The 15,536-nt window shown below is 69.7% G+C and carries 15 protein-coding genes; 3 read left to right on the top strand and 12 right to left on the bottom strand.

What is annotated here, in order from left to right; genetic code table 11:
• On the bottom strand, positions 1-711 hold a 711-nt coding region (locus I0Q12_RS27850; RefSeq protein WP_197256737.1), incomplete at its 3' end, for a serine hydrolase.
• Positions 712-977: 266 nt separating this feature from the next.
• Here I0Q12_RS27850 and I0Q12_RS27845 point away from each other — a divergent pair.
• Positions 978-1,931 carry an alpha/beta fold hydrolase gene (locus I0Q12_RS27845; protein ID WP_197256735.1) on the top strand — a complete coding sequence of 318 codons (954 nt, stop codon included), beginning with the start codon at positions 978-980 and terminating at the stop codon, positions 1,929-1,931.
• A gap of 12 nt (positions 1,932-1,943) precedes the next feature.
• Here the strand turns inward: I0Q12_RS27845 and I0Q12_RS27840 are convergent, their stop codons facing one another.
• Genes I0Q12_RS27840 through I0Q12_RS27830 form a run of 3 tightly spaced genes read right to left on the bottom strand, consistent with a single transcriptional unit; the run spans position 1,944 to position 3,813 of the window.
• Positions 1,944-2,432, bottom strand: a complete 489-nt coding sequence (locus I0Q12_RS27840) for an SRPBCC family protein (protein ID WP_197256733.1) — start codon at positions 2,430-2,432, stop codon at positions 1,944-1,946.
• Positions 2,432-3,142, bottom strand: a complete 711-nt coding sequence (locus I0Q12_RS27835) for a hemerythrin domain-containing protein (protein ID WP_197256731.1) — start codon at positions 3,140-3,142, stop codon at positions 2,432-2,434. Before I0Q12_RS27835 ends, I0Q12_RS27840 begins: the two co-directional genes overlap by 1 nt.
• A 14-nt stretch (positions 3,143-3,156) precedes the next feature.
• Entirely contained in the window at positions 3,157-3,813 is a 657-nt protein-coding gene (locus tag I0Q12_RS27830) for a TetR family transcriptional regulator (RefSeq protein WP_248674879.1), read from the bottom strand.
• Positions 3,814-3,971: 158 nt separating this feature from the next.
• On the opposite strand from I0Q12_RS27830, the gene I0Q12_RS27825 reads away from it, so the two are divergent.
• Positions 3,972-5,105, top strand: coding sequence for a serine/threonine-protein kinase (locus I0Q12_RS27825; RefSeq protein ID WP_197256727.1), 1,134 nt, complete (start codon positions 3,972-3,974; stop codon positions 5,103-5,105).
• Positions 5,102-5,620 (top strand): hypothetical protein, encoded by a 519-nt coding sequence (locus tag I0Q12_RS27820; RefSeq protein WP_197256725.1) that lies wholly within the window; start codon positions 5,102-5,104, stop codon positions 5,618-5,620. The genes I0Q12_RS27825 and I0Q12_RS27820 overlap by 4 nt, the downstream gene beginning before the upstream one ends.
• 1,266 nt (positions 5,621-6,886) lie before the next feature.
• Here the strand turns inward: I0Q12_RS27820 and I0Q12_RS27815 are convergent.
• The 8 genes from I0Q12_RS27815 to I0Q12_RS27785 all read right to left on the bottom strand — a co-directional run bounded on the left by I0Q12_RS27815 (position 6,887) and on the right by I0Q12_RS27785 (position 15,457).
• The gene (locus I0Q12_RS27815) at positions 6,887-7,039 is read right to left on the bottom strand and encodes a hypothetical protein (protein WP_231611584.1); all 153 of its coding nucleotides are present in this window, start codon (positions 7,037-7,039) and stop codon (positions 6,887-6,889) included.
• Entirely contained in the window at positions 7,036-7,662 is a 627-nt protein-coding gene (locus tag I0Q12_RS27810) for a YncE family protein (protein ID WP_231611583.1), read from the bottom strand. The genes I0Q12_RS27815 and I0Q12_RS27810 overlap by 4 nt, the downstream gene beginning before the upstream one ends.
• A gap of 396 nt (positions 7,663-8,058) precedes the next feature.
• Positions 8,059-8,193 carry a DUF4352 domain-containing protein gene (locus tag I0Q12_RS34120; RefSeq protein WP_231611582.1) on the bottom strand — a complete coding sequence of 45 codons (135 nt, stop codon included), beginning with the start codon at positions 8,191-8,193 and terminating at the stop codon, positions 8,059-8,061.
• A gap of 35 nt (positions 8,194-8,228) precedes the next feature.
• Complete coding sequence (locus I0Q12_RS27805) at positions 8,229-9,386, bottom strand: VWA domain-containing protein (RefSeq protein WP_197256721.1); 1,158 nt, start codon at positions 9,384-9,386, stop codon at positions 8,229-8,231.
• On the bottom strand, positions 9,383-11,638 hold the full coding sequence (locus I0Q12_RS27800) for a DUF5682 family protein (protein WP_197256719.1): 2,256 nt from the start codon (positions 11,636-11,638) through the stop codon (positions 9,383-9,385). The genes I0Q12_RS27805 and I0Q12_RS27800 overlap by 4 nt, the downstream gene beginning before the upstream one ends.
• Positions 11,596-12,699 carry an AAA family ATPase gene (locus I0Q12_RS27795; RefSeq protein WP_197256717.1) on the bottom strand — a complete coding sequence of 368 codons (1,104 nt, stop codon included), beginning with the start codon at positions 12,697-12,699 and terminating at the stop codon, positions 11,596-11,598. The genes I0Q12_RS27800 and I0Q12_RS27795 overlap by 43 nt, the downstream gene beginning before the upstream one ends.
• A complete protein-coding gene (locus I0Q12_RS27790; protein WP_197256715.1) occupies positions 12,696-14,165 on the bottom strand; it encodes a DUF5691 domain-containing protein in 1,470 nt (489 codons plus the stop codon). Before I0Q12_RS27790 ends, I0Q12_RS27795 begins: the two co-directional genes overlap by 4 nt.
• Positions 14,162-15,457 (bottom strand): SWIM zinc finger family protein, encoded by a 1,296-nt coding sequence (locus I0Q12_RS27785; RefSeq protein WP_197256713.1) that lies wholly within the window; start codon positions 15,455-15,457, stop codon positions 14,162-14,164. Before I0Q12_RS27785 ends, I0Q12_RS27790 begins: the two co-directional genes overlap by 4 nt.
• Positions 15,458-15,536 lie beyond the last annotated feature (79 nt).

Raw genomic sequence — 15,536 nt, 5'->3', positions numbered from 1 at the left:
GGCGGGGAGCGAGCAGCCGTTCATCTGCAGCGGGGTGAAGATGCGATCCTGGATCAATGTTTTCAAGGGCGCGCCACCGAAGCGCTCGGCCAGCATTCCGAGCAGCACATAGTTGGTGTTCGAGTAGTCCCAGCCCTCGCCCGGCGCGAATTCGGCGGGGACGCCCTCGATCGTCGCGAGCAGCTCGTCCGGGGTCCACACTCGCTGTGGATCGTCGGCCAGCGCGTTCAGGAACGCGTCGGTGGTGTAGGTCGGAATCCCGGAGGTCATGTTCAGTGCCTGACGGATGGTGGCCCCGTTGGTGTCGACCTGTGGGAAGTACTGCTCGAGTGGATCGTCCAGTCCGAACTTGCCCTCCTGAGCGAGTTGCAGGGCGACCGTCGCGGTGAACGTCTTGGTGATGCTTCCGATCCGGAAGTGGTCGGTCATCTCCACCGGTTCGCCGGTGTCGATGTTCGCGACGCCGGCCGCGATCTCGTAGTCGCCCCGCTCGGGACTCCGGACGATGGCGACCAGTCCCGGAATGCCCATCTCCTCCATCTGCTCGGTGATCACCGGCCGCACCGCAGCTTCGAGATCGTCCTGCGCCGGCGGGGCCTCGGCAGTCGGGGCGGAGTTGCCGCAGCCGGTCAGCGTCGCGAACATCATCGTCCCGAGCACTGTGGCCGCCGCGGCACGATGGTTGCGCATCGAGGACGATCGAGCTCGCATCAGCGGATACCTCTGGCCCGGGCACCTGTAAGGGTGAGACGGATTGTGTTCCCGCGGAACCCTCGACCCGGGGAATGCCTCAGGTCAGGGGCGCCGTCGATGACCAGTGTCGCATGTGTCCCGCGGTTTCCATCCCGGAATCCGGACGGCATCGAACGGCCGGCCGACCGGCGGATGCGGCTTCGTGCCACGGTCCGACGGACTAGTCTCGACAAACGAACAGCCTGCTGCGGGCCGCCCCGGCAGCATCTTCGGAAGGGATTGTGATGGCTGTCTTGCGACGCGCTCTGGTCGCCGCGCTGATGGGCGGGGTGCTCGTGTGCTCGTGTGGCACGGACACGCAGGCCGAGGACGCCGTGGCGAGCGGCGACGTCGCGGGTCGGGTGGACATCGGGGACGGCCACCATTTGTATCTGGACTGTCGCGGCACCGGAAGTCCCACAGTGGTCCTGCAATCCGGGTTCGGCAACGCAGGCGACATCTGGAGCCTGAGCGAATCCGATTCTCCGGCTGTGCAACCGGCGCTCGCGACGTCGACTCGCGTGTGCTCCTACGACCGGCCCGGTTCCCTCGTCACCACGACCGTTCGCGATGGCGAAGTCGTCGACGCGGAGGAGCCGTCGCCGGGCCGCAGCGACGAGGTCCCGATGCCGCGCGATCCGGCGGAGGTGGTCGCCGAACTGCACGACCTGCTGACGGCAGCCGGTGAAACCGGGCCATACGTGCTGGTCGGGCACTCGCTGGGTGGGCCGCTGCAGGCGCTCTATGCCGCTACGTATCCCTCGGAGGTGGCCGGGATCGTCCTGGTGGATGCACCGATGCCGGAACTGCGCGACAGCGTGACCGCCGATCAATGGAACCTGATGGCCCACCCGCAGTTGACGCCGGGAAGCTATCCGGACGGATATACGGCCGAAACATATTCTCTGGACCAGCTCATGGACGAGATCGAGACTGCGCCGCCGCTACCGCCGGTGCCGATGGAGGTGCTGGTCCGCGGCGAGGACACGCCGCTTCCCGACCCGCTGCCTCCCGGCATGTCGGCCGCCGATCTCGAGGCGTTGCACGGTGCCGAGCCGCAGGCCCAGACGGACTTCGTCGCGAGCCAGCCCGATGCCGAACTCGTCGTCGTCCCCGGTACCACGCACTACATCCAGACCCAACGACCCGACGCCGTGGTCGACGCCGTGAACCGCGTCCGCGATCGCGCGGACGGATAACCTCCGCAGCACCTACGCTGCCTGGTGGAAGCGGGGGACCTCGGCGAGGCGCGTCAGCCGTTGCAGGTCGTCGGACAGCGCGTCGCGACGGTCGCGGTGTGCCTTGACGAGGAGCCGGTACACCCGGTCCAGACCGGGAGCGACGTGCACGACGTCGTAGGTCTGCACGATCCGTGTTCCGGTTCCGTTCGGTTCCAGGTCGATTCGCCACACCGTGCTGTCGACCTTGCCCCACAGGCCCACCGTCTTCCATGCCAGCGACCGTGGGGGATCGACCGTGGTGAACATGCACGAGCGGCTCCAGACGAAGATGCCGGACCGGTTCGTGCCGCGGAATCGAACGCCCGGCGCTGCACGCTGGCCGGTGCCGATCCAGTGGGCGCCCCGGCATTCGTGACTCCATTCACCGATCCGGGTCACGTCGGTGATGATGTGCCACACGGCTTCTGGCGGCGCGGCGGTGATCGCTTCGGTGCGTCCGTGTCGTGCCAGCGTGCCCATCACGAATGCTCCTCGATCGGTGCCACGCGCAGCGACGGCACGGTGGACGCAGGACCCGTGCCCCACAGCACGGCGGCCTGCCGACGGTACTTTCGGGCGAAACCGTGCAGGAGGAGGAAGCGCGGCACGGCGGGAACGACGTGCACGATCGTGTCGCGATCCTCGGGTGTCGCCCCGTCGATGATCCAGTGCGCTTCCATGCCGAGTTCGGCGAAACCCTTCGGCTCGACGAAGTACTTCTTCTCGATTGCGCGGTACTCCGCGGTGGTGATCGTGGCGGCAACGACCGGCATCATCTCGAGTTCCTCGCGCTGCAGGTGGGGGAGTAGAACGTCTTCGAGTCCGGTCACGGCGGCGAGCAACCGTGCCCGTGCGGACGGGTCGTCACCGTAGGCCCGCGCGGCGTCCTCCACGACGGCGATCGCTCCGCCGATCTGTTCGTGGTCGGACGCCATCCGATCGAGCAGCGCACCGGCCGCCGGGTCCTTCGCCCGGATCGCCGGCCACAGTCCGGCGTCCTCGCCGGCATGGTGCATGTGCAGGAACAGGCACATCCAGAGGATGTGTGCGGCAAGTGCTCTGCGGCGCGGCTCGTCGGGATACGGAGGAGCCTCCAGCACCATGCGGGCTCGTCGCAGGTCGCGACGCAGTGCACTGTGCACGATTCCCATGCTTCGTGTGTCGGCGGGCTCGATCCTGTTGGTGTTCATGGCCCGCCCTCCTTTCACTTCTCCAGGGAGAGCAATTTGACGATCGTGTCGGTGAGCCACTCTTCGTACCGAGCGGGGCTCCACCCTGCGCTGCGGATGAGAAGGTCGTAGACCTCCAACGTGATCACCGCCCAGAGGCCGTCGCCTTCGAGCGGGGTCAGTTCGCGGCCCGCGATGGCCGCTCCCGCGATGTGAACGGTCTGCCGCTGGGCCTGCCGGATCTCGTCGAGCCGGGACGCGAGTTGCGGTTCCGCGGCGGCTCCCTCGCGCAGGGCGCGTTGCAGGCCGACGGTGCGCCCGTTCACGCCGGCGACCAACTTGGCTCCCGCGGCGGCCCGTTCCAGGTGACTTCCGCGGGAAATAGCGGCGAACTCGGGCCGGTCCATCAGCGCCACCGGCTCGTCGTCGCCGACCACCGCGATATCGAGCACCTGGTTGAACAGGCGAGGCTTGGAACCGAAGTGGCTGTACACGGTCTCGAAGGAGACGCCGGCCGCGCGTGCGATCTCGCGCATCCCGACGGACCAGCCACGTTCGGTGAACAGGGCCGCGGCGGCGTCGAGGATTCGGCGTCGGCTCTCCTCGGCCTGACGGCGCCGGAGTGTCGCGTCGTACCGCCGCGCCTTCGGGGTGGTCGATGCAGTCCCGCGTGCGTCCGCGTTCGTGCTCACCACTACATTGTGTAACGCCATTATTTTCAATACAAGTACTTGTATCGAATTTGGGGGAGCGGGCGGTGGCACCGGAGCCGCTCGATGGGAAGTCGCCTGCACCGCGAACATCGCGACCGGCTGGCGCTGGGGTGGGTGCGCCCGCTAGCGTCGACATCATGCCGGCGCCCCAAGTCCTCGGTGGCCGTTACGAGCTGCGGGGTGTGCTGGGCCGCGGCGGGATGGGTGAGGTGCGCGACGGTTGGGACACCCGCCTCGACCGACCGGTGGCGATCAAGCTGCTGCTTCCCGCGCTCGCGACCCAGTCCGAGATCCGGCGGCGATTCGAGGCCGAGGCCCGGTCCGCGGCCACCCTGAGCCACCCGCACGTGATCGCCGTCCACGACAGCGGCGAGGACGGCGGGATCCCTTACATCGTGATGGAACGCCTGCCCGGACGCACTCTCGCCGACGACCTCACAGGCGGGCCCTTGCCGCGTGAACGGGTCCGTACGATTCTGACCGAGGTGCTCGAAGCTGTGGCCGCCGCCCATGACGCCGGCATCCTCCACCGCGACCTCAAACCCGGCAACATCCTGTTCACGGCCACCGGCGCCGTCAAGGTGGCCGACTTCGGGATCGCCAAGAGCCTTGGCGCCGAGCACACCCTCACCCAAACCGGCGAGCTCCTGGGCACGGTGGCCTATCTCAGCCCCGAGCGACTCGCCGGGAACCCCGCCACCGTCACCGATGACCTCTACGCGGTCGGTGTCCTGGGGTACGAGGCCCTCTGCGGGCACCGCCCCTTCGAGCGGGACAACCCGGCGGCGCTGGTCCGCGCCATCCTCGACGAGCCGCCACCGCCTCTGGCCGCCGAGCGAGGCGACGTCGACCCTGCCCTGGCGACTGCGATCGACCGGGCGCTCGCTCGCGACCCCCGGCGGCGGTACCTCGACGCCCGCGTCATGCTCGCGGCTGTGCGTTCCCGCGGCTCAGAACCGGTCACCGTTGAGGTACGGGCGCCCACGCGGGTGCTCGCCCCTCCCTCACCCGCCCTCGTGTCCGCGTCGACCCCGGTGGGCACGGACCGGGTCCCTCACCGTGGCCTGGCCCGGGTCCGCGTTACGCTCGCGCCGGTGCTCGTCGCCGTGGCCCTCGTCGCCGTGGCCCTCGTCGCCGTCACCCTCGTCGGCTCCCGGGGGCAGGACGGTACCCCACCGCCGGTAGCCGTCCCCACCCCGGCTGGCGCCGGCCCGCTCCCGGCGCCGCTCTCGAACGCTCTCGACGAGCTCGACCGGGCGGTGCAGCCGTGAACCGACCGATGCTCGGAGCTGCCGTCCTTGCCATCGTCGTCACGCTCGCCGGGTGCAGCGAGGCACCGGAGGCGAGCACCGAATCCGGCCTGACCTTCCTGCAGGCGGACACCGCGACGGTGCGCTCGGCGGTCAACGCCCGGGACGAGGCCGGAACCACCGACGCCCTGGCCCGACTCCGCGCGGATGTGCTCCGGCTCCGCGACAGTAACGCGATCACCGCCGAGAGGGCGGACCGAATCCTTGCCGCCGCCGACAACGTGGAGACCGAACTCGCCGGCCTCTTCCCCCTCGCCACCACCACCGCCGTCGAGACCACCGCCGTCGAGACCACCGCCGTCGAGGCACCCCCCGTTTCCGGCGCCCCGGGCACATTCCCGACCACCGCGGTCCCGCCGGGGCAAGGCACCGAAGTGGACAAGGACAAACCTGATAAGGACAAACCCGACAAGGATAAACCTGATAAACCCGATAAGGACAAACCCGGCAACGGCAACGGCAACGGCAACGGATGAGCGAGTTCGCGACCACCGGGACTCCCGGTAACCGCGGCCCGACGTGTGGGGGCACCGCGATCACCCCATCGCATGCCTGGCATATCCACACCCGGCGCGGATGATCCGCACAATTCTCCGATTCCGTGATGGGGCCGACGCATCCGAGGCGGCAACCCAGCTGCACGAGCGGCTGATGGATCCGACCTCGCCCGAGCCATCGTTCGCGGTCGACCATCCGCTCCCGGCGATGCCCGCCGCGATAATGCCGACGAACGGGTCCGCATCCACACCGAGTACGAGGACCGGAGCGCCGACCTCGAGCACCGGATGGCTGTCCTGGCCGGACAGGGCGAGCAGCCTCGTGACCGGGCGGCCCGGGTGCGCGCCGACGCGGAGAATGCAGCTGCGGCCGCGACTGCCACCATCGGTCGGCTCGAATCCGATCTCGCCGCTGCCCGTCCGCCGCCACGGCCGAGTTGGAACGTGCCGACGAACGACGCGCCGAACTGCCCTCTACTCCAAAGCAACTCGAAGTGTAGGCTCGATCGGTACACGCCGAGAAATCGAACGGGCACGTCGTCGGCGGGCCGGACCGCTTGTGCCGATGATCTTCGACCTACCGCTGATCCCACACCGGCGTCGCGGTAGGGGTCACCGCGGCACTGACCGGCTACCCGGGGCGGAGCCTCAAGGGACCTCCGAGAGCACTTCAGTAGGCGATGGTGCCGTCGTCCAGTCCGTGCCACGGTATGGATGGTCGGTCGCCGAGGGCCGCTCGGGCGCGATCAGTCGTGCGATGATCGCGGGGTTGGGGGAACTGGGGGCAAGGTTGTCACCGGTGTCTGTGTGACACGGTCGATCAACTCGACGATCCCGATGCGGTGATGCTCGACGTCGCCCCCTGCGGCGGCTGATCGGGTCCTCGGCGACCGGATGCCCCGGCGCGTTTGTCGCGCGCTCACCCGTTACCGGCACGGACCCGCCGCCTTCTGGGAGGACTTCACGATCGAAAGCGAGGTGCCATGGTTCACGAGGCCTCGCGCCGGGGGCGGGCACGGTCCACGTGGGCGGTGACTTCGCCGCGGTGGCCGTGGCCGAGCGTGAGGTCACACGCGGACGGATGCCGGAGCATCCTTTCGTTCTGGTGCGGCAGCAGTATCTGGCCGATCCGACACCGCGGATCAACGCACGAAACAGAGATCTGCCCTCGTTGTAACCGGGGGCAGATCTCCATCGGCTGAGCTGTGATGTCGTGGATAGAAGGTGATCACACGGGCGGGACGGTCAGAATGGGTAACGGGCGATGTCCGGACGAACGGTCACCCACTGTGTCTCGGTGAACGCTTCGATATTCGCGAGCGGGCCACCGAAACGTGAACCGGTACCTGACGCGCCCACACCTCCGAACGGTGCGTTCGTCTCGTCCGCGACGGTCATTTCGTTGATGTGGATCTTGCCGGAGTCGATCCGGTCGGACCGGCCGCATCGAGGACCTGGCCGTGCGGGCTGTCACATCCGGGGATCGGGATGCGGTCGGTTACGGTGTATCCGGCCGGATCGATCTCCGCGAGATCGCCGCGGCCCTGCACGGCCACCACCATGCGAGCGATGACCGGGTCGTAGACGACGTTGCTGACCTCGCCACCCAGGTCGACGGTCGCTCGCACGGCCCCCGAATCCGCGTCCACGACGGTCTCGGTTCCGGCGTGCTCGTTGGTCGTCCACACCGTGTTGCGGATCGGATCGTAGGCCAACCCGTCGGGATATTCGCCGGTCGGTGCGGTAAACAGGACTTCACCGGTGTCCTCGTCGAAGGCGACCAGCTGGTTGCGTCCGGTGGCGGTGGCGTACACCCGGTGCTTGTCCGGGACCGCAAGCACTCCGTGCACGTCCGGAACGTCTGTGACGGTGCGGACGACCTGGTGGCTGCGCACGTCGACTTCGACGATCTCACCGGCGCCCATGTGGGCGATGAACAACAGTCCACGCCCGCTGTCGAGGCTGGTGTAGTCGAACCGCACCGGTCCGCCGGTCAGCTCCACCTGCGCGACCTGCCGCATCGGTAGATCGCCCGTCTGTGGGGACTCGGATGGCGCGGAAGACGAGCAGCCGTTTGCCAGGACAGCTATGAGACCCAGCAGTGTCGCGAGGTTTCGCTTCGGCCGCATCTCCACCTCCTGAGCCGATGCAACCGTGGCTGCAACACAACGCGTGAGCAGGTGTATCGACAGCAGCCCGAGTGGTTACCAACCGGGGATGCAGGTGGCTGCGGCGTCGACGGGTCCGGGTCTGCGCAGCAACCGGTGACATTCCGCGCCGATGTTCGGGAACGGAATTACCCAGGTGGTGCTGAGGGGTTTATTCGTGTGGGGGCCGCGCCGGTGACGACGTGATCGGCGTGGTCGACGTGGTTCATTCTTCGCGGAACAGGCGATGTTCAAGCGAGGCTTCGATTTTCATCCGCTGTGCGCGTTCGTCGCCTTGTCGCCGATGTTCGTCACGTCGACATGTACGAACACGGACTGTCCCTGCGGAACCTTGTTGACATAGGGGGCCACGTGCGGTGAGTTCGGTGTCGCAACCTCCGTCACGCGGTATCGAGACACCTCACAGCATCGAAGCACCTCTACAACGACTGCGCCCACCGCCCGATGTCACCGCGTTCGAGCGCCAGCGCCAGCAGTTCCGGGAACCGGTCGGGTGTGCACGCGAACGCCGGGATTCCCAGCGCCCCGAGCGCCGCCGCGTTCTCCCGATCGAAGGCCGGAGCACCGTCGTCGGACAGGGCCAGCAGCACCACCACCTGCACCCCGGCATCACGCATCGACGCCATCCGGCTGAGCATCTCCGCGCGGATCCCGCCCTCGTACAGGTCGGAGATCAACACGAACAGCGACTCGGTGGGCCGGGTGATCAGCGATTGGCTGTATGCGATCGCGCGGTTGATGTCGGTGCCGCCGCCGAGTTGCGTGCCGAACAGTACCTCCACCGGATCGGACAACTTGTCGGTCAGATCCACCACCGCGGTGTCGAACACGACCAGCGACGTGCGCAGCGCCCGCATCGACGCGAGCACCGCCCCGAACACCGACGCGTAGACCACGCTCGACGCCATCGACCCCGATTGGTCGATCGCCAGCACCACGTCGCGCTGCACGGCCTGCGAGCGCCGGCCGTATCCGATCAGCCGCTGCGGCACCACCGTGCGGTACTCCGGCAGATAGTGCGCGAGATTCGCGCGGATCGTGCGATCCCAGTCGATGTCGCGCAACTTCGGATTCGAGGTCCGCGCCGCCCGGTTCAGCGCACCGGTCACAGCGGACCGGGTGTGCTGGGCGATGCGTTCCTCGATCTCGCGCACCACCTTCTCCACGACCATCCGCGCGGTCGCGCGGGTGGTTTCCGGCATCACCTTGTTCAAGCTGAGCAATGTGCCGACGAGATGCACGTCCGGTTCGACGGCGTCGAGCAGTTCCGGTTCGAGCAGCAGCTGCGTCAGCCCCAGCCGCTCCATCGCGTCGCGCTGCATGACCTGCACCACCGAGGTGGGGAAGTAGGTGCGGATGTCGCCGAGCCAACGCGCGACCCGCGGCGCCGAACCGCCCAGACCGGCGCTGCGCCGGCCGCTCGGATCCGGATCGCTGCGATCGTAGAGAGCGGCGAGGGCACCGTCCATCGCCTCGTCGTCGCTGGAGCTCAGCCCGCCGGTGGAGTCCTCGGAGGCTTCGCCGAGCAGCAGCCGCCAGCGACGCAGCCGTTCCGTCTCGTCCGATGATGTTGTCACGCAGGAACTCCCAGGATCAGTGCGGTGGTGCGGACGGCGCGGGCCCCGCGCTCGGCATCGACGGAGGCGACGCTGCCGTGGGTCCGCTCGCCGCCACGCACCACCGCGCCGAGCGTGCGGCGCTCGGCGGGAGCGAACGAGCCGAAGGTGCGGCGCAGCACGGGCAGCACGTCCACGAAATCCTGTGCGGGAAGTGCCGAGACCCAGTCGTCGATCAACCGCAGCAGGTCGCGGTCGTGCATGAGCAGGACCGCGCCGCCGCCGACGAATCCGTCGATCCAGCGCGCCTTCGCACCCGGATCGCTGCCCACCGACAGTGCCCGCGACACCCGCAGCGCGGTTTCGTGCTCGTCGATCCGGCCGATGTCGCGCAGCAGTCGCACGGTCCGTCCGGTGAGGATGCCGTCGACGTCGTCGCGGTCCGCGATCACCCGGAGGGCGGCGAGCCACCGCCCGGTCGTGTCCGCGTCGTCGCGGACGGCGATCGCGGTGTGCACCTCGTCGACGGCCTTGCGCAGTGCGTCCGCGGCATCGGCATCCAGGCCGGTCGCCGCCGCGGGCAGGCCGGCGCAGATCCGCGCGAGCAAGGCGTCGGTGACGTGCGCGAGCGAGGACAGGTCGGTGCCCCGGACATCGCCGTACCGCAGTGTGCGGATCAGCGCCGGCAGCGCCGACATCAGGTGCAGCACGTCGTGATCGAGCGCGGCTGCGGCATCGACCGCGGACAGCACATCGGGGATCGCTGTGCGCAGGTCGGCGAGCAGCGCCTTCTCCAGCGTCTCGGTGACCGCACCGAGGGAAACGTCGGGGCGGCTTACCCGGTCGAGGACCATCGCGTGGGCCGCCGATTCGACGGTCGTTCCCCACCGCGAGGCCTCGACGACGGCGACGGACAGTTCCGGCTCCCACCGCAGCGTCCACGACTCGCGGAAGGTGCCGGTGGAACGGACCGCGCTCGTCGTCGGCTTCGCCCAGTCGATGCCGAGCAGCGCGAGGCGGTGCAGCAACCGCGACCGCTGCAGGTCGTTGTCCTTGCGCAGATCCAGGTCGAGGTTCTTGTCGACCGCGGATCGCTTGAGCCGCAGCGTCTTCGACCGGGCTTGCAGGTCCGCGTCCAGAGGAACCGTCGGGGTGTCGTCGGGGATCTCGCCGAGCGCCTCGCCGACGACGAGTCGCCGCGTCACCAGGTCGAGCAGCACGTCGTCGCCGTTGCACAGCACCGACCGGGTCGCCTCGGTGACCTCGGTGAGGCCGGGCAGGGGGCGCTCGCGCAGCGCGGCGAGCGCCTCGGCCAGTCGGGTGGCCTCGATGACGTGTGCGCTCGAGACCGGTAGGTCTTCGCGGCGCAGTTCCCGCGCGACCCGAGTGAACCACCGTTCGATCGTGTGGTCGTGGTGGGTGAACAGATGGTGGTACCAGCCGGGCGAGGTGATGCCCGCGCCGTATCCGGACGCCGCTGCCAGCCGCGAGTGCGTCCACGGCACCCACGTGAGCGACGACTTGATCTTCGGCAGGCCCTTGAGCAGTCGCGCGTCGGGTGCGGCGGGCCCGAGTTTGCCGGACAGCGCCGGAGCGTGCATCGCCCCGCACACCACCGCGACCTTCTGGGCCCCGGCCTTGACGGTCGCGCGCAGCACCTGACGCATGTGCGCTTCGCGTCGCAGCGTGTGCTCGTCGATCTCCATCGTCTCGCGCAGCGCAGCCATCGCGTCGGTGATTGCATCGAAACCGTCTGCATGACAGCCGTTTTCGATGTTCGTGTCGTCTCGATGCCGGGTACGGGATTCGACGACGGCGTCCCACCACTGCTCGAAATCGTCGTAGCCGCCGGCCGCGGCGAGCGCGTCCAGCGGATCCGGACCCTGCTCACCGGCCGGCCGGTCCGCCGCGAGGCTCAGCGCCGCCGGCAGATCGCAGAAGCGGACGTCCGCGTCGTGCAGGATCGCCCACTGCAGTGCCTGCCACTCCGGGGAGAACGTGGCCAGCGGCCAGAACGCGGCCGTCGCCGGATTACCGCTCGCGTAGCCGAGCAGCGCGACGGGCGGGCGCATCTGCTCGGACGCCGCCAGCGTCACCAGCGGATCGGCGTCGGCGGGGCCCTCGATGAGCACGGTGTCCGGTTCGAACTCGGCGAGCGCGCGCAGCAGGGCGCGTGCCGAGCCCGGTCCGTGGTGCCGGATGCCCAGCACCCGGACCTGCGCGGTCACACTCACCCGGCGACCTCGCGGCACGCACGGTAGAAGTCGGCCCATTCGGGACGGCCGCGGACGACGGCTTCGAGGTACTCGTCCCACACGACGGTGTCGGCGACCGGATCCTTGATCACGGCACCGAGGATGCCGGCGGCGACATCGGCCGAGCGCAGCACGCCGTCCCCGAAGTGGGCCGACAGGGCGAGCCCGTTGGTGACCACCGAGATGGCCTCCGCGGTGGACAAGGTGCCCGACGGCGACTTGAGCTTGGTGCGGCCGTCGCTGGTCACGCCGCGCCGCAACTCCCGGAAAACCGTTACCACGCGCCGGATCTCGTCGGCCGCCGCCGGAACCTGCGGCAGTTCCAGTGCGGACCCGAGCTGGGCGACGCGCCGCGCGACGATCTCCACCTCGTCGTCCTCGCTGGCGGGCAGCGGCAGCACCACGGTGTTGAACCGTCGGCGCAGCGCCGACGAGAGGTCGTTGACACCGCGGTCGCGGTCGTTGGCGGTGGCGATGACGTTGAATCCCTTGGCCGCCTGCACCTCGATGCCGAGCTCGGGGACGGGCAGCGTCTTCTCGGACAGGATCGTGATCAGCGCGTCCTGCACGTCGGCGGGAATGCGGGTCAGTTCCTCGATGCGGGCGACGGCGCCGTCGCGCATCGCGGTCATCACCGGGGACGGCACCAGCGCGGCCGGGGTGGGACCCTCGGCGAGCAGCCGCGCGTAGTTCCAGCCGTAGCGGACCGCTTCCTCGGCGGTGCCGGCGGTGCCCTGCACCAGACGCGTGGAGGTTCCGGAGATCGCCGCCGCCAGATGCTCGGACACCCAGGTCTTGGCGGTGCCGGGTACACCGAGCAGCAGCAATGCGCGATCGGTCGCCAGTGTCGCGACCGCCACCTCCATGAGCCGACGCGGCCCGACGTACTTGGGGCTGACGACGGTGCCGTCGGACAGTTCCCCGCCGAGCAGGTACGTCACGACCGCCCACGGCGACAGCTGCCAGGACGGCGGCCGCGGACGATCGTCGACGCGGGCGAGCGCGGCGAGTTCGTGCGCGTACTGCTGCTCCGCGTGCGGGCGCAGCAGGTTCGGCTCGTCGATGACGGTGTCGGTCAACTCAACTCCTCGTGAAGGGTTCGGCGAAGTTTCAGGATGTCGGCGGCCGTCGCGAAGCGATTGAGCCGGACGAGGTCGTCGGTGCGGGTGGCGGCGTCGTCGAACAGGTCGACCAGTTCGAACGGGGCGTGGCGCGCGAGCAGGTCGGTCAGCGCCCGGAAGCTGTGCGAAGTCGGCGCCGCGGCGGTGTAGAGGACGGTGAGGACCTTCCGGGCGATGTCGGCGGGCCACGGTGCGGGCAGCGCGGCGATGTCGTCGACGAGTAGCAGTTGCCGGGCGGACATGCGTCGCAGGTGCTCGACGAGCACATCCCGAGGTGCGTGTTCGGCAACCCGGAGGCCGGCCCGGTCCTCGCGCGGCAGCAGCGCGGCGGCCCAGGCGCTGTCGCGCTGATGATCGACGGCGGTCTCCCGGCCGTGCCGCAGGACGTCCCGCAGGTGCTCGCTCACCTCGAGGTCCAGCACGTCGCCGATCCGCATGCCGGACGCGAGCCACGCGGACAGCGGCGCGGACGCCGCCAGCGCCCACACCCGGGCCCGGTCGCGGGCCTCCTCGACCGGGTACGCGCGGTCGGCGCGTGCCGCCTCGGCGGCACGGGGGAGCGGATCGTCGAGACCGTCGCGCATCGCTTCCGCGTCGAGCACGTCCGGGATCGTGAACTCGACGGCGCCGTCGTGCACGCGCGCCCAGGCTCGGACACGCCCGGTCATGCGGCGGCCGAACGCGGACTCGGGGAGCCGGCGCAGCAGATCGAGTGCCACGTTGCGGACCTTGCGGCTGCGGTCGTCCAGCGCGGTGTCGAGCAGGTCCTCGTCGTACGCACCCAACCCGGCCGCGAGTTCGGTGAGCAGGTTCTGGCGGTTCGCGGCCGTCTCGGTGCTCCACGACGCGGCGAGCAACTCGGTCGCCGCGGCGGGGTCCTGTGCGCGCAGGGCCCGGAACCAGCGGCGCCGGGCGGCCGCGGCACCGTGCTGCCACACGGACGGATCGTCGGTGTCGGGCGCGACCAGATCGGACCAGCGCGGATTCTGCTGCGCCAGCCATCGGCCGCGCGGCCCGAGCAGGACGAGCAGCTTGTCCCGCAGCTCCTCGTCGAGCGCCGAGGCGCGCCCGAGCAGGTCCACGACGATGCCGTGCGGGGCGCGGAAACCCTGTGCGGCATCGAGCCATTCGCCGATCAGGTCGGATCGCACGGTGAGCAGTGCACGGAGTCGTTCGCCTGCTGCCGGGGGCAGCAGCGGCCGGTCGTCGTCGGCGGCGGGCTCGGGCAGCGGGCGCGTCACGGGAACGGATCCGGCGGCGACGAACGCGCGTTCCAGTGCCGCGGCACCGAGCAGGCGGTGCTCGGGCGGGGCCACGATGGCGGCTGCCGCGTCCTGGGTGTGCAGCGCGGCGAAATCGGGTTCGGTACGGGCGGTGCCCAGCAACGCCGCCGAGGTCAGGGTCTCGAGTCCGTGCGTGCTCACAGGGCGACCGCCTCCTGGCCCGGCTCGAACACCGAGGCCGGTGTCACGGCGTGCCCGTCCCACTCGCCGCACACCGTCACCGGGTGGCCGCCGGACACCGCGAGCAGACGCCAGCGGCTGTCGAGATCACCGGCCAGTGGAAGGGCACGTTCGGCCCGGTCGACGAGCCACCACCGGTCGTCGATGCGGGTGGGTGTCACGGCGCTGAGCAGCACCGGCCACGAGCGGATCCACGGATCGGCACCGAGCGCGCCGGCGTAGTCGCTCAGCGCGGCGTCGAAATCCGTCGCCCGCAGGGTCGTGAACGGTTCCGGTGCCGCGTGCCGGGTGCCGATCAGCGCGCGCAACGGTGCGGCCCCGGGATAGAAGTGCAGGTCGGCGTCGACGAGGGTGCCGGGCACCGGCGCCTCGGCGTCGAATCGTGTTGTGCCGTGCGAGAAATCGAGCACCACCGCCCATCGTCCGGTGTCCCGTCCGCGCAGCCACAGCTTGCGGGTGTAGATGCGGTTGTCCTCGGTCGTGCGGCTCGCGACCGCCTGCCAGCGGTCGCGGACCGCGGGTTCGCGGCGCACCTCGTCCGTTCTGGTGGGGAATCCGAGGTGCGTGCAGACCGATCGGACCAGCGGTTCGGGCAGTTCCGCGAGGCTCCGGAAGGCCCGGATCAGCAGGTGCAGGCGCGCGTATTCACCGAGCACCCGTGCGGGCCAGTCCTCGTGGGTCGCGACGACGGACGGCAGCGCCCGCAGCGCCCCGGCGACGCCGGGCACCTGCGCGTCGACCATGCGTCCGGCGATCTCGTCGTAGGTGGCGTAGCCGTGGTCGACGGACCCGAGTCCGTTGCGGATGCGGTCGGTGAGCCAGCGATCGAGATCCTCGAGTCCCGCGGCGGCCCGTTCGAGGCGGCGCTGCAGCGCGGCCGGGTCGGTTTCCTTCGGAGGAGTATCCTCGGAAGTCGTTGCCTTTTCGGCTTTTTCGGCCCTGCTCTTCAGCCAGGCGGTGACGGCGTCGGGTGCGGACCCTTCGGGGACGGACCCCGCGGACCACTGCATGAGCAGGCTCAGGGCGTGCTTGCACGGAAACTTCCGGCTCGGGCACGAACACCGGTAGGCGGGCCCGGTCAGGTCCACCGAAGCCAGGTAGTTGCTCGCGCCGCTGCCGCGGCACACACCCCACAGGGCGCGGTCGCTGCGTCCGGTCTCCGTCCATTTCGACGCCAGCCCGCGCGCCGCCGTCTCCGACGAACGGTCGGGGGCGGCCGCGGCGATCTGAGCGGGGGACCAGGGTGTCGTCACGTCGGAGCAACGTACGGGAGGGGTCCGACAGGACGCCAACCGTCAGTGCGTGACGTGTTCGTCGAGCCGGCGCCGGATG

The organism is Rhodococcus sp. CX (genome assembly GCF_015865005.1).
GTDB lineage: Bacteria > Actinomycetota > Actinomycetes > Mycobacteriales > Mycobacteriaceae > Rhodococcus.
Note: the sequence above shows the minus strand (reverse complement) of the source record. Positions and strands in the feature narration are given on the sequence as shown.

Bases quoted from the DNA above. Each gene is read 5' to 3' on its own strand.
- I0Q12_RS27810 (WP_231611583.1), bottom strand. From the start codon at position 7,662: ATGCGGCAGGTCGCGCAGGTGGAGCTGACCGGCGGACCGGTGCGGTTC.
- I0Q12_RS27835 (WP_197256731.1), bottom strand. From the start codon at position 3,142: ATGAACACCAACAGGATCGAGCCCGCCGACACACGAAGCATGGGAATC.
- I0Q12_RS27825 (WP_197256727.1), top strand. From the start codon at position 3,972: ATGCCGGCGCCCCAAGTCCTCGGTGGCCGTTACGAGCTGCGGGGTGTG.
- I0Q12_RS27800 (WP_197256719.1), bottom strand. From the start codon at position 11,638: ATGGGCCGACTTCTACCGTGCGTGCCGCGAGGTCGCCGGGTGAGTGTG.
- I0Q12_RS27840 (WP_197256733.1), bottom strand. From the start codon at position 2,432: ATGGGCACGCTGGCACGACACGGACGCACCGAAGCGATCACCGCCGCG.
- I0Q12_RS27845 (WP_197256735.1), top strand. From the start codon at position 978: ATGGCTGTCTTGCGACGCGCTCTGGTCGCCGCGCTGATGGGCGGGGTG.
- I0Q12_RS27815 (WP_231611584.1), bottom strand. From the start codon at position 7,039: ATGACCGTCGCGGACGAGACGAACGCACCGTTCGGAGGTGTGGGCGCG.